The organism is Litorivicinus lipolyticus, from assembly GCF_009650135.1.
Classification (GTDB): Bacteria; Pseudomonadota; Gammaproteobacteria; order Pseudomonadales; family Litorivicinaceae; genus Litorivicinus; species Litorivicinus lipolyticus.
In genome coordinates, this window is record NZ_CP045871.1 from 710,591 (window position 1) to 723,091 (window position 12,501).

General features: G+C 58.3%; 14 protein-coding genes. 10 read left to right on the forward strand and 4 right to left on the reverse strand.

The features are described from left to right. Nucleotides 1-29: 29 nt before the first annotated feature. The 6 genes from queA to GH975_RS03645 all read left to right on the forward strand — a co-directional run bounded on the left by queA (nt 30) and on the right by GH975_RS03645 (nt 6,679). Nucleotides 30-1,055 (forward strand): tRNA preQ1(34) S-adenosylmethionine ribosyltransferase-isomerase QueA, encoded by a 1,026-nt coding sequence (gene queA / locus GH975_RS03620; protein ID WP_153713208.1) that lies wholly within the window; start codon nt 30-32, stop codon nt 1,053-1,055. 92 nt (nt 1,056-1,147) lie between these two features. Then, nucleotides 1,148-2,260 carry a tRNA guanosine(34) transglycosylase Tgt gene (gene tgt, locus GH975_RS03625; RefSeq protein WP_153714770.1) on the forward strand — a complete coding sequence of 371 codons (1,113 nt, stop codon included), beginning with the start codon at nt 1,148-1,150 and terminating at the stop codon, nt 2,258-2,260. A 17-nt stretch (nt 2,261-2,277) separates the two neighbouring features. Continuing rightward, nucleotides 2,278-2,610, forward strand: coding sequence for a preprotein translocase subunit YajC (gene yajC / locus GH975_RS03630; protein ID WP_153713209.1), 333 nt, complete (start codon nt 2,278-2,280; stop codon nt 2,608-2,610). Nucleotides 2,611-2,655: 45 nt separating this feature from the next. Beyond that, nucleotides 2,656-4,512, forward strand: a complete 1,857-nt coding sequence (secD, locus tag GH975_RS03635) for a protein translocase subunit SecD (RefSeq protein WP_153713210.1) — start codon at nt 2,656-2,658, stop codon at nt 4,510-4,512. A gap of 9 nt (nt 4,513-4,521) precedes the next feature. Further along, on the forward strand, nt 4,522-5,430 hold the full coding sequence (gene secF / locus GH975_RS03640; RefSeq protein WP_153713211.1) for a protein translocase subunit SecF: 909 nt from the start codon (nt 4,522-4,524) through the stop codon (nt 5,428-5,430). 385 nt (nt 5,431-5,815) lie between these two features. Continuing rightward, the gene (locus tag GH975_RS03645; protein ID WP_153713212.1) at nt 5,816-6,679 is read left to right on the forward strand and encodes a porin; all 864 of its coding nucleotides are present in this window, start codon (nt 5,816-5,818) and stop codon (nt 6,677-6,679) included. Between the two features lie 133 nt (nt 6,680-6,812). On the opposite strand, the gene GH975_RS03650 is transcribed toward GH975_RS03645, so the two are convergent. The 3 genes from GH975_RS03650 to GH975_RS03660 form a co-directional block, all read right to left on the reverse strand. Beyond that, on the reverse strand, nt 6,813-7,313 hold the full coding sequence (locus GH975_RS03650; protein ID WP_153713213.1) for a hypothetical protein: 501 nt from the start codon (nt 7,311-7,313) through the stop codon (nt 6,813-6,815). Further along, a complete protein-coding gene (locus GH975_RS03655; protein ID WP_153713214.1) occupies nt 7,310-8,032 on the reverse strand; it encodes an inositol monophosphatase family protein in 723 nt (240 codons plus the stop codon). The genes GH975_RS03650 and GH975_RS03655 overlap by 4 nt, the downstream gene beginning before the upstream one ends. A gap of 130 nt (nt 8,033-8,162) precedes the next feature. Continuing rightward, nucleotides 8,163-8,519 carry a helix-turn-helix domain-containing protein gene (locus GH975_RS03660; protein WP_153713215.1) on the reverse strand — a complete coding sequence of 119 codons (357 nt, stop codon included), beginning with the start codon at nt 8,517-8,519 and terminating at the stop codon, nt 8,163-8,165. Between the two features lie 300 nt (nt 8,520-8,819). Here GH975_RS03660 and GH975_RS03665 point away from each other — a divergent pair, with 300 nt between their 5' ends. Continuing rightward, nucleotides 8,820-9,590, forward strand: coding sequence for an RNA methyltransferase (locus tag GH975_RS03665; RefSeq protein WP_153713216.1), 771 nt, complete (start codon nt 8,820-8,822; stop codon nt 9,588-9,590). 10 nt (nt 9,591-9,600) lie between these two features. Next, a complete protein-coding gene (cysE, locus tag GH975_RS03670) occupies nt 9,601-10,353 on the forward strand; it encodes a serine O-acetyltransferase (protein ID WP_153713217.1) in 753 nt (250 codons plus the stop codon). 225 nt (nt 10,354-10,578) lie between these two features. Here cysE and GH975_RS03675 read toward each other — a convergent pair whose 3' ends face one another. Next, nucleotides 10,579-10,869 (reverse strand): helix-turn-helix domain-containing protein, encoded by a 291-nt coding sequence (locus tag GH975_RS03675; protein ID WP_153713218.1) that lies wholly within the window; start codon nt 10,867-10,869, stop codon nt 10,579-10,581. A gap of 149 nt (nt 10,870-11,018) precedes the next feature. Between GH975_RS03675 and GH975_RS03680 the strand changes: the two genes are divergently transcribed. Both GH975_RS03680 and GH975_RS03685 read left to right on the forward strand, forming a co-directional pair. After that, a complete protein-coding gene (locus tag GH975_RS03680; protein ID WP_153713219.1) occupies nt 11,019-12,167 on the forward strand; it encodes a cysteine desulfurase family protein in 1,149 nt (382 codons plus the stop codon). Continuing rightward, entirely contained in the window at nt 12,164-12,487 is a 324-nt protein-coding gene (locus tag GH975_RS03685) for a HesB/IscA family protein (protein ID WP_153713220.1), read from the forward strand. Before GH975_RS03680 ends, GH975_RS03685 begins: the two co-directional genes overlap by 4 nt. Nucleotides 12,488-12,501 lie beyond the last annotated feature (14 nt).

Here is a 12,501-nt window from a genome sequence, read left to right on the forward strand (position 1 = left end):
AGTGCTAGGACCTAGGGTAAAATTCACGTATGCAAAAATCTGATTTCCATTTTGAACTGCCCGAGGCGCAAATCGCCGCGGAGCCCTTGGCCGATCGCAGTGCCAGTCGTTTGCTGCACTTAAACGACGCGGGCATCGCGCACCGCCAGTTCACCGATTTGGTGTCGCAGCTAGAGCCGAATGATCTGTTGGTGCTGAACAACACTCGGGTGTTGCCGGCGCGGCTGTTTGCGACTAAATCTACCGGCGGCAAGGCCGAAGTCATGCTGGAGCGCCGCCTGGCCAACGGCGATTGGCGCGCGTTTGTTAAAAGTTCAAAAACGCCCAAGCCCGGGGCGACCTTGACGGTCGCGGACGGATTTACGATTGATTTGTTGGCCCGCGATGGCGATTTGTTCGTGATTCGTTTGTGCGGCGACGATCCCATGGGACAGCTTCAAACTCATGGGCACATGCCGCTGCCGCCGTACATTAAGCGCGCCGACACCGAGGCCGATCGGGCGCGCTATCAAACCGTGTTCGCGAAAAACGAAGGCGCGGTGGCGGCGCCCACCGCGGGGCTGCATTTCACACCAGAACTGTTGGATGCGATCCGCGCGCGCGGCGTTGATACCGCCGAGGTGACCTTGCACGTCGGGGCCGGGACCTTTTTGCCGATGCGCGAAGACGACGTGAAAAAGCACGTCATGCATTCAGAGTGGTTCGAGTGCCCGGCCGTCACCGCCGATAAAATCAACGCGACCCGTGCCCGCGGCGGCCGAGTCATTGCGGTCGGCACCACGGTCGTGCGCACGCTGGAATCGGTCGCCGCCCAAACTGGATCGATCCAAGCCCATGCCGGCGACACCAGCATCTTTATTTACCCGGGGTTCGAGTGGCAGGTGATCGACGCCATGGTCACCAACTTTCACTTGCCCGAAAGCACGCTGCTGATGCTGGTGTCGGCCTTTGCCGGCACCGACGCGGTGTTGGCGGCCTATAACGAGGCGGTCGCCGAGGGCTATCGGTTCTTTAGCTACGGCGACGCCATGCTGCTGGAACGGGCCGGCGGATAAAAGTCGGCGCCATGGGGCGTGCTTTGGTAAACTGCGCGCCACTGATTTTGATTGATGATTTTTAGGTACCCATGGCACGTCCCGAGACCCATTTGAAATTTGAACTGCTGGCGACCGATGGCTTGGCCCGTCGCGGCCGTTTGACCTTTCCGCGCGGCCCGATCGATACCCCGGCGTTTATGCCCGTGGGTACCTACGGCACGGTCAAGGGCTTGACCCCCGAACAGGTCGCCTCGACTGGCGCACAGGTGCTGCTGGGCAACACATTTCACCTGATGTTGCGCCCCGGCGCCCAAGTCATGCGTGACCACGGCGGGTTGCATGGGTTTATGAACTGGGACAAACCCATTCTGACCGACAGCGGTGGATTTCAGGTGTTCAGCCTGGGTGATACGCGAAAAATCACCGAACAGGGTGTGCACTTCCAAAACCCGGTTGACGGCTCGAAAGTGTTTCTGGGCCCCGAAGAAAGCATGCAAATGCAGCGCGCGCTGGGCAGTGACATCGTCATGATTTTTGACGAGTGCACGCCGTATCCGGCGACCCACGCCGAAGCCAAAACCAGCATGGAGTTGTCCCTGCGCTGGGCCAAGCGTAGCAAGGACGCCCATGGCGATAACCCGGGTGCGCTGTTTGGCATCGTCCAGGGCGGCATGTTTGAAGACTTGCGCGAGCAAAGCCTGGAAGCCTTGGTTGACATGGATTTTGACGGCTACGCGATTGGCGGGTTGTCGGTCGGCGAACCCAAGGATGAAATGTTCAAGGTCATGTCGCACACCGCGCCGCTGTTGCCCGACGATCACCCGCGCTATGTCATGGGCGTCGGCAAACCCGAGGACCTGGTCGAAGGGGTTCGCCGCGGCGTTGATATGTTCGATTGCGTGATGCCCAGCCGCAATGCCCGCAACGGCCACTTGTTCGTCGATGGCGGCGTGGTCAAGATCAAAAACGCCAAGCACCGCGGCTCGACCGAACCCTTGGACGCCAGCTGTGACTGCTATACCTGCACCAATTACAGCGTCGGCTATTTGTATCACCTGTATAAATGTGGCGAGATTTTGGCCTCGACCCTTGGAACTTTGCACAACATCCACCATTACCAAACGCTGATGGCGGGATTGCGAGGTGCCATCGAGACCGGTAGCCTCGCCAGCTTCGTTGATGATTTCTATGGAAAGCGGCAACTGCCGACGCCCACCCTTTAACCCTTTGGAGCCCTAAAATGGACTTTTTGATTCCCATGGCGCACGCCGCCGACGCACCCGCAGCCGCACCGGCATGGATTAACTTCGGCATGTTGGCGATCTTTATCGCGATCTTTTACTTCCTGCTGTGGCGTCCGCAGCAAAAACGCGCCAAAGAGCACCGCGAATTGGTCGGTACATTGGCCAAGGGTGACGAAGTCGTGACCGGCGGCGGCGTTGCCGGCACCGTGGTCAAGGTCAATGATGACTACGCGATTGTTGAATTGTCCGAGGGCAACGAAGTCGTCGTGCAAAAGCAAGCGATCGCCACCACGCTGCCCAAGGGCACGTTGAAAGACATTCGCAAGTAACTTCGTCCCACCTTTAGAAAGGGGCTTTCGGGCCCCCGGATCCCCATGAATCGATTCCCGCTTTGGAAAAACACCCTGATCGCCGCGCTGTTGGCGATTGGTTTCTTGTACGCCGCACCTAATCTGTTTCCCGACGATGCGGCGATCCAGTTGGCGGGGTCACGCGGCAGCGTGGTCGTCGATCAGGTGATCTTGGATCGTGCCGACCGGGCACTGGCCGACGCCGGCATCACGCCCAAGTCGTCCGCGTTCGAAGGCAGCTTACCGATCATTCGCCTGAATGACGCCGAGGCCCAATTGCAGGCCAAGGCGGTGGTCCAGCAAGCGCTGGGCGACGACTATTTGGTCGCGTTGAACCTGGCCGAAACTACCCCGGACTGGCTGGCGGGGTTGGGTGCGGGCCCGATGAAGCTCGGTTTGGATTTGCGCGGTGGTGTGCACTTTTTGATGGAAGTGGACTTGGAAACCGCGATTGCTCAGCGCTTGGATGTGTATTCCGGTGAGATCAAACGCATTTTGCGCGAAGACCGCATCCGCTACCGCGCGATTGACGTTGATAAGGACGGCACCTTGTCGGTGCGGTTTCGTGACGCCGACGTGCGTGACGCCGGTGAAACGCGCCTGCGCACCCAGTACGCGGGCGAATTCACCTACCGTTCGGACGACGACGGGGATGATTTCTTTGTTCGGTTGAACCTGGCCGAGGCCCGGGTGTCGGAATTGGAAGCCAACGCGGTGGAGCAAAACCTGACCACGCTGCGTAACCGGGTCAACGAATTAGGCGTGTCCGAGCCGCTGGTCCAGCGCCAGGGCAAGGGTCGTATCTTGATCCAATTACCCGGAGTCCAGGACACCGCCGCGGCCAAGCGCATTTTGGGCGCGACCGCGAACTTGGATTTCCGCCTGGAAGCCCAAGCGGACGCTCGCTCCAGTGAAACCGAAACCTTTAAATTTCGTAGCGAACCGCGCAGCGCCATTATTGAGCGCGACGTGATCGTCACCGGCTCGCAAGTGGCCGGTGCCAGTGCCAGCTTTGACGAGAACGGTCGTCCCCAGGTCAATATTGATCTTGACGGCCCGGGCGGCCGTGCCATGAATCGGGTGACCCGTGATTCGGTGGGACGGCGCATGGCGGTGCTGTTTATTGAATACCGCGTGGCCAATCGCTATGTCGACAAACCCGACGGCACGGTCGAGACCATCCGCGAACGCAAAGTTGAAAAATCAATTATCAGCCTGGCAACCATTCAATCCGCACTGGGCAACAGTTTCCGGATTACCGGATTGGACAGTCCCCAAGAAGCCAGCGAGCTGGCGCTATTGCTGCGTGCCGGTGCCTTGGCGGCGCCGATCTATTTCGTTGAAGAGCGTACCGTGGGGCCTTCTTTGGGGGCCGCGAACATCGCCGCCGGTACGCTGTCGGTGATGGCCGGGTTGGCGCTGGTGGTGCTGTTTATGCTGGTGTACTACAAAATGTTTGGCCTAATTGCCAACGTGGCGCTGGGTTTGAACCTGGTGATGCTGGTGTCGATTATGTCGATGTTGTCGGCCACGCTGACATTGCCGGGTATTGCCGGGATCGTACTGACTGTGGGCATGGCGGTGGACGCGAACGTGCTGATATTCAGCCGCATTAAGGAAGAGCGCGCGCGCGGCATGAACCCGCAGCAAGCGATCAAGGGTGGGTTTGATCGCGCCTTTGTGACCATTTTGGACGCCAACCTGACGACCTTGATCGTCGCGGTGATTTTGTTCGCGGTCGGCACCGGCCCGGTCCAGGGCTTCGCGGTAACGCTGAGTGTCGGCATCATCACGTCAATGTTTACCGCTATTTGGGTGACCCGCGCCCTCGTTAACTTGGTTTACGGCAACCGCGCTGGCTTACAGCGCTTGTCGATTTAAGGATCCACGATGAAAACGCTCTCGATTGATTTCATGGGCCAGCGCAAAGTCGCCGGCATCCTTAGCATCGTGGTGTTGCTGGTGTCGCTGGGCAGCATCGCTACCAAAGGGCTGAGCTTTGGCCTGGACTTCACCGGCGGGGCGCTGGTGGAAGTTGAATACGAACGCCCGGCGGATTTGGAGGCGACCCGAACGTTATTGGTCGGTGCCGGCTTCCCGGATCCGGTGGTGCAAAACTTCGGCACCGACACGGATGTCTTGATTCGCTTGCAGCAAGACAACAGCGCGACCTTGGGCGATGAAATCGTCCGGACTCTGAATGATGCGGGCTTGAACGTGACGTTGTTGCGCTCTGAGTTTGTCGGCGCCCAGGTCGGCGACGAGTTACGTGACCAGGGCGGCTTGGGCTTGCTGTTGGCCTTGCTGGTGGTGATGGCGTACGTGGCACTGCGATTCCAAATCAAATTCAGTGTCGGCGCGGTCAGCGCGTTGGCTCACGACGTGATTATCGTGATTGGGGTGTTCAGTCTGCTGGGTTGGGACTTCGATTTGACCGTTTTAGCAGCTGTTTTGGCGGTGATTGGTTACTCGCTGAACGATACGATTGTGGTCAGTGACCGCATTCGGGAAAATTTTCGCACCGTTCGAAACGGGGACTCGCTTTCGATCATTAACCTGAGTATCAACCAGACCCTGGGACGCACCTTGGTGACCTCGTTAACCACCGCACTGGTTCTCATCTGTTTACTGGTACTAGGCGGCGAATTGATCCGCGGGTTTAGTGCGGCGCTGTTGATCGGTGTTGCGGTGGGCACCTACTCGTCGATTTACGTGGCCGCTAATGCGTTGATATTGATGAATATTTCCCGTGATGACCTGATTCCGAAGGCGGTCGACGACGGCGACGAGATGCCCTAGGGCGATCAATTCGGGGCTGGGATAGGGCGTGCTGCGACAAATTCGTTGCAGTGCGTCACAGCTGTGTTACCTAAACTCGTGATTGCCCACTTGAAGCGGCGGCTGTAAGTCGTTGATTTTGTGAAATTGTGCGACGCGCCATCCAAAAACTTAAAAAAAGTTACCCCAAAAGGTTGCAAGGTAGTCGAACTTTCCCTAACTTCCGTTGTCGTGAGAGGTCATTGACCTTTCCAAGGCCTTGGTAAGGATACTTACCGCCGGCGCTCCAGAGCGTCATCTGGCCATGTTGAGCGAGAGCTTCGGTTTTGGTTCATCGTAACTAGAAGGCGCTATATAGCGTCGATTTAAATTTCTGGGGTTAACTTTCCTAAGAGGGAAACTAAAAATGAAAAAAATTATCGCTTTGGCAGTAGCTGCAGCAGCTATGCCCGCAATGGCAGCAGTAACCGTTTCTGGTGATCTGGAAATGCGTTTGACTAGTGCTGACAACAAATCAATGTCTGCAAGCTACGACGACTCAGACTTCGCAATCACTGCGACCAGCGAATTGAACAACGGCATGGTTGTCACTGGTAAAGTTGCAATCGATGACGTTGCTGGTGCGGCTGGCACAAACGCTGATGTGGCTGGTGACGTTGAGTTTCACATCGCTGGTGCTTTCGGCAAGCTGAGCTTGGGTGAAGTCGATTCAGCCTCACAGATGTTTGACGAAAAGGCAGAAGTTAACCCGATCGGTGTTGGCGATGCTGGTTCGAACAGCAGCTCAACAATGCAGGTTACTTACACTCTGCCTACTTTAGCTGAAGGCTTGAGCGTTGCAGTATCTGCGAGCGTAAGCAATGCAAGCACAGACACACTGGACGACGTTGCTTCTAGCGCTGTCGGCATTCAGTACTCTGTAGCTGGTTTCACTATCGGTGCAGGCATGGACAGCATGGGTGACAACAACAAAGACAAGAGCTCATTCGGCGCGTCATACGCAGTGAACGGGTTTTACGTTGGTGTCCAGTCTGGCAAAAACAATACAGCTGGCGAAGACGACTTCCGAGCAATGGGCGCAAGCTACACCATGGGTAACCTGACTTTGGGTGCTGAGTCTTACGACGATGGTTCAGTTGCGGATAGCGGCTCTACTTCATTCGCAGCCAAGTACAACTTGGGTGGCGGAGCAGCAGTTTACGTTGACTTGGTCAACAAAGACGTTGCAAACAGCGACAGCACTGTTGTTGGTTTGACTTACGCATTCTAATTTAACGATTAGTTAGCGTTACTTGGAAAAGCCGCCCTCGGGCGGCTTTTCTTTGCCCGGCATTTACGCAACTGCCAGGCACAAAAAAGGCGGTGCTGATCAGCACCGCCTTTTTAATGCGTCACCGCTTAACTCAACGAAGCGCTTGAAGCGATGCCCGAAACGCCGCGTCATCCAAACGATTTTCCGCATACAGCACATGCAGCTCGTCGCGCCGTAACTCAGCCAAGGTTGTGGCGTTCAAGCGATTGTCCTCACCACGCACGATTTGACCCACGCTGCGCGATTCAACAAATCCCAAATCCGACGGCTGATACGACTCATCCCCATTGCAGTTCATGCCAACTTGGATGTCGCTCTGGAACTTGGCCAAATCCACCGGCACGGTGCGCAATTGGCATCCCGGACTGATCAAACGCAGAATACCCACGTTACCGACACGGCCGCCGGCACGCTCCCAGGCGCTGTCGGGGATGTTAACGGGGGTGGTGCCAACGCGCACGCGGCCAACATAAACCACGGCACCTACGGGGTCACTGGCGACCGGCAAGCCGGCATAGGCGTCGCGGTCGTCGGTGCTGGAACAGCCCGCCAACAATACCGCGGCGGTTAGGGTAGAAATTAGCGCTTTCATGCGTTCAGTGCCTTCAATTCAGGGATCAAGGTACGGAAGCATTTTGCCGGTGCCGCGATCAAATCGCTACCTTGGGCGTGGTAGGGGCCGCCAACACGATCGCCCATCAAATGGCCGGCTTCGGCGAACAACAGCGCCAAGGGTGCTTTCAGTTCGGCATCCAAGTCGTAGGCAATGGCCAGATCGACGCGGTTAGTCGCCGCCAGGGCCAAATCACGCAGGGTGTCCCCGGTGCTCAGTGTGCCGGCCAGGAAGGGCGCGTTGACGCCAAACACGGCGCCATAGGCACCTTCGGCACGGGTGATGCCGGTGCCGCGCACGCGACGCCCTTGGAACCCGGCGCCACTGCCCTTGCCGGCGGTGAACTGCTCTTGGCGCATGGGGCTGTAAATGGCGACGCCGACCGCGCTGCCTTTTTCAAAGCGCGTGATCGCCAAGCTGAATTCGGGTAGGCCGCGGCGCAGGCTGTCTTCGCCACTTAGGCTGACCAGCCAGCTGTAGCCGTCGGTGGTGTCTTTGATTGATGCGGTGACGGTGTCACCGGGGTGTGCTTGGCTGAGTTCTTCTTTGGCCAGGGCCACAATGAAGTCACGGAACTCCGCCAGCGCCGCGTCGTCCAACGGGGCATCGTTTTTTTGAAAGGTTCGATCTAGTTGTCGCACCAAGGTGTCGCCCACGCGATGGGCAACCCGCAATGCTAAATTCGCTGCTGGGGTCATAGCTGTCCTGTGACTGTCAATTGTGAAAAGAACGAACCGCGGGGCCGCCGCGGAATGTGATTAGTCTAGCATTGCCGTTGCGCACTGGCGACGGTGAATTTCGTGTGCGTGTTTGCGCGCCGAACGCGGTCTAGATTTTGGTTTGCTTGCGCGCCGCGTCAAAGGTTTTGACTTGGCCGATGCGGAACATTCGGTTGCGTCCAACCCGTTTGTCGGTCACCAGGTTGCCCGCCTTGATGTGGCGACGAAGTGTGGTGACGGATACGGCTAGATACTCGGCAGCTTCGGTGATCGAGATGTACTCGTCGTCCAGCCTGGCGAAGGCTTCATCATAACCGTGCCAGGTCATAGCGGCCGGTTTGCTTGGCCGCACGATCAGCGTCATGAAGGCTTCTTTTTCGACCTGTGTCAGACGCTGGAACGCGCGGTGAAGTTCGGTGGCTCGGCCGATACCCTGTGTGTCGTCGTCAACCGTTGCAGGGTTCATTTCAGTATCCGCCTAAGTTTTGCTAGATCGCCCGACAGCGCTTTGCCCGCATCCAACCTGTTTGCCAGCTCCTGTAGCTGCCGTTCCAATCTTAGTTTAAGTGCGGATGAGCACTCCCGATAAAAGCGTAACGAGCGGTTAGATAATAGTCCAATTTTGGTCGTATTATTTGTCATTGTGCGCCTCTGAGACCTAAGGTTATAGGCTAGGCTGTTGCACGGGGGCGGTCGGTCAGCCGCGGCTGAATCCCAATTACGCCGAGCGTGATAAACTGCGCGCCTTCAAACACAGCGAGCCGGTATGAGCACTCCCCACAGCCCCGATGAATTCTTGGACCGCGTGCGCGTGGTGCTATTGCATACGACCCATCCGGGCAACATTGGCGCCGCCGCTCGTGCCATGAAAACCATGGGGCTGCGTCATCTGGTGTTGGTCAAACCCAAGATTTTCCCATCGGACATTGCGGTCGCCCGTTCTAGCCACGCCGACGACATTTTGGACGCTGCCGTGGTGGTCGAAACGCTGGATCAAGCCATCGGCGACTGCCACTTTGTGGTGGGTACTGGGGATCGCACGCGGACCGTGCCCTGGCCGTTATTCAGGCCTCGGGAAATGGCCGAGCACGCCCGTGCGTTGCCGTCATCGCAGTCGATTGCGGTGGTGTTTGGCCGCGAAGACATCGGCATGACCAACGACCAGATGATGCAATGCAACGCCCAGGTCCAAATACCGGCCAACCCGGATTACAGCAGCCTGAACCTTGGCAGTGCCGTCCAAGTGTTGGCCTACGAGCTGCGGATGGCGGCGCTGGGTGACGACGGGCAAACGGCGGGGCGCCGGGATTGGGACGAAGCCCCCGCGACCCAGGCGGATTTCGAGCGGTTGGTGACGCATTGGCAACAAAGCTACCTGAACGCTGAATTTTTGGACCCGAACAACCCCAAGGCGGCGATGACCCGGATCAGCCGGTTGCTGGCCCGGGCCGAATTGGACCAGATCGAGGTCAACATTTTGCGCGGCATGCTATCGACCCTGGACAAGTGGGTAGCACGCGCCAAGGCAGGGGATTAAACTGCGCGCCATGCTGAATCGACTAAAAGAAGATATCGCCGCGGTTTTTGACCGCGATCCCGCTGTTAAATCGACGTTGGAAGTGTTGACCTGTTACCCGGGCATGCGCGCGATTTGGATCCATCGCGTCAGCCATCGGCTGTACGTCGCCAATTGGCCGGTGGTGGCGCGCATGCTGTCAGGGGTGGGGCGCTTTTTGAGTGGCGTTGAAATTCACCCGGGCGCGACCATTGGGCGGCGTTTTTTCATCGACCACGGCATGGGCATCGTGATCGGTGAAACTGCGATCATCGGCGACGACGTCACGATTTATCATGGCGTCACGTTGGGCGGGACGACCTGGAACAAGGGCAAGCGTCACCCGACCTTGGAAGACGGCGTGGTGATCGGCGCCGGCGCTAAAGTATTGGGGCCGTTCACGGTCGGGCAGGGCGCGCGTATCGGCTCGAACTCGGTGGTCACCAAGGCGGTGCCGCCGGGTGCCACGGTGACCGGTATCCCCGGCCGCGTATTGGTCCGCGAAGTCGACGATGCTCGCGAGGCGATGCAGTCAAAACACGGCTTTGACATGTACGGCGTGACCGAAGAAATGCCCGATCCCGTGGCCCGCTCGATCCGGGCGCTGTTGGATCAAACCCATGCCATGGAGTCGAAAATGGACGCCATGGGCCAGCAACTGTGCAAGTTGGATCCGAGTTTTTGTGACGACAAGTTGCCGCAACTGGATTCCGATGCGTTCAGCGGAATGGGCGATAAGGGCTAGGGCGAGATTTCAGGCACTTGGCCGGCGGCACGAATGGTCGAGGCGTGCGCCGGCACCGTTACCCAAACATCTGAGCCAAGACGTTGGAGATACGACGTGTCGACGTCATTATTCACCGTGCCGCCTTTAACGAAGAAGGCTTGAGTTCTCCTGTCGGCGCGCGATCAAGGTGCGGCCGACTCGCCATTGCTCAGGGTGCGAGTGACCGTCAGCGTCCGAATAGGCTCAAAGCGCATCGTTTAACACCTCCGCTATGCTGTTGGGTAGCGTCCTGTGGGTGCTCGCGGGTTGAGTCAGTTGGTAAAGCCGGTCAAGCGAGTCGAGCGTTTGCCACAGTAGCAGCAGTTGGCGCAACGAGATTTGGCCGGTTAACTCGAACTTCTTGATGGTCGCCGCCGGCACACAGCTTCGCTCGGCCATGGCGGCTCGCGAGAGCTTGGCTTGTTTGCGCAAGCCGCGAAGGTGATCGGCATAGGCTTGACTTACATCGGTGTCATCAAGCAGCAGGGCTTTCATCTAGAAATGCCTCTAATGGATATATACGGGTCTATTGCAGGTGGTTTTGATCCATTTTGGACATGTCCGTGTCTATTTTTTTTGCGCGTCGTCCGTGGCTCGCATCACCCCCTATTGGCACGCGGCCCATTCACCCCCACAATAAAGGCATGAATGATATTTACCTCGACTACGCCTCGACCACCCCGATCGATCCGCTGGTGATGGCGCGCATGGCCGACGCCATGACATTGGACGGTAACTTTGCCAACCCCGCCAGCACCCACGCTTTTGGGTGGCGCGCCCGCGAGGCGGTCGAAAAGGCCCGCCGCCAGGTTGCCGCCGCGATCCACTGCGACGCCCGCGAGCTGGTCTGGACCTCGGGGGCGACCGAGGCCGATAACCTGGCGATCTTGGGCGTCACGCGCCACGCGATGGCGGCGGGGCGGCCGGTTCACGTGATCAGTTCCACCATCGAACACAAGGCCGTATTGGATACGCTCAAGCAAGCGGAGCGCGAGGGTGCCCGGGTCACACTGTTGTCGCCGCACAGTGACGGCTGCGTGCGCCCCGAACAGGTCGAACTGGCGCTGTCCGACGACACGGTCTTGGTCAGCCTGATGCACCTGAACAACGAAGTCGGCAGCCTAAGCCCAATCGCTGCGATCAAAGCCGTGTTGCCGGAGTCTGTGTTGCTGCACGTCGACGCCGCCCAAACCAAGGGCAAGGCGCCGATTGATCTACGCGCCTGGGGTGCCGATCTGGTTAGCCTCAGTGCGCACAAATCCTACGGCCCCAAGGGTATTGGCGCGCTGTTTGTGAAGCGCGGATTGGAGCGCCAACTGGACGCCTTGATTCACGGCGGCGGGCACGAACGTGGGCTGCGCAGTGGCACGCTTGCGACCCACCAAATTGTTGGCATGGGCGAAGCCTTTGCACTGGTCGATCAATTGGGCGACAACGAACGCGACCGTTTGCGGGCATTAAAATCCCAGCTGACCCGCGGCCTTAACGACCTAGGTGTCGGCATTAATGGCGACAGTGCGTGCGACACCATTATCAACGCCCAATTTGACGGCATCGACGCGGAAACGCTGATGTCGGCGCTGCCGAACGTTGCGATCTCCAGCGGCAGTGCGTGCAATTCGGCGGATTTATCGCCCTCGCATGTGCTGCTTGGAATGGGATTGACTCGCATTCAGGCGCTGTCTTCACTACGCTTCAGTATTGGCCGGTTCACCACCCCCCAACAGATCGACGCGGTGTTGTCGCAATTGGGTGTAATCTTGGCCGCACAAACCACAGGAGCCCGGGCATGAGTCTGGCAGTTACCCCCGCAGCGGCCGAGCACCTAAGCCGCCAGCTGCAAACCAAAACCGACGTGCGCGGCATCCGTTTGGGCGTCAAGCCCAGCGGCTGCAGCGGATACATGTACATCGTCGATTTCGTCAGTGAGCCGACCGCGCAGGACATCGCGCTGGACTTTCACGGCGTGCCGGTGTTCGTCGATGACTTGTCCTACCCTATGATGGACGCGGTCGAGGTCGACATGGTCACCGAAGGCCTGAACCGAGGGTTGCGTTTTAACAACGCCAACGCCATCAGCGAATGTGGCTGCGGCGAGTCTTTTTCGGTTTAGCCCTATAATGATCG

What these genes read in the sequence shown, in the direction of transcription:
- GH975_RS03650 (WP_153713213.1), bottom strand. Translation starts at nt 7,313, where the DNA reads ATGAAAGCGCTAATTTCTACCCTAACCGCCGCGGTATTGTTGGCGGGC.
- GH975_RS03685 (WP_153713220.1), top strand. Translation starts at nt 12,164, where the DNA reads ATGAGTCTGGCAGTTACCCCCGCAGCGGCCGAGCACCTAAGCCGCCAG.
- GH975_RS03660 (WP_153713215.1), bottom strand. Translation starts at nt 8,519, where the DNA reads ATGAACCCTGCAACGGTTGACGACGACACACAGGGTATCGGCCGAGCC.
- GH975_RS03665 (WP_153713216.1), top strand. Translation starts at nt 8,820, where the DNA reads ATGAGCACTCCCCACAGCCCCGATGAATTCTTGGACCGCGTGCGCGTG.
- GH975_RS03680 (WP_153713219.1), top strand. Translation starts at nt 11,019, where the DNA reads ATGAATGATATTTACCTCGACTACGCCTCGACCACCCCGATCGATCCG.
- secF (WP_153713211.1), top strand. Translation starts at nt 4,522, where the DNA reads ATGAAAACGCTCTCGATTGATTTCATGGGCCAGCGCAAAGTCGCCGGC.
- queA (WP_153713208.1), top strand. Translation starts at nt 30, where the DNA reads ATGCAAAAATCTGATTTCCATTTTGAACTGCCCGAGGCGCAAATCGCC.
- yajC (WP_153713209.1), top strand. Translation starts at nt 2,278, where the DNA reads ATGGACTTTTTGATTCCCATGGCGCACGCCGCCGACGCACCCGCAGCC.
- GH975_RS03655 (WP_153713214.1), bottom strand. Translation starts at nt 8,032, where the DNA reads ATGACCCCAGCAGCGAATTTAGCATTGCGGGTTGCCCATCGCGTGGGC.
- secD (WP_153713210.1), top strand. Translation starts at nt 2,656, where the DNA reads ATGAATCGATTCCCGCTTTGGAAAAACACCCTGATCGCCGCGCTGTTG.
- GH975_RS03645 (WP_153713212.1), top strand. Translation starts at nt 5,816, where the DNA reads ATGAAAAAAATTATCGCTTTGGCAGTAGCTGCAGCAGCTATGCCCGCA.
- GH975_RS03675 (WP_153713218.1), bottom strand. Translation starts at nt 10,869, where the DNA reads ATGAAAGCCCTGCTGCTTGATGACACCGATGTAAGTCAAGCCTATGCC.
- cysE (WP_153713217.1), top strand. Translation starts at nt 9,601, where the DNA reads ATGCTGAATCGACTAAAAGAAGATATCGCCGCGGTTTTTGACCGCGAT.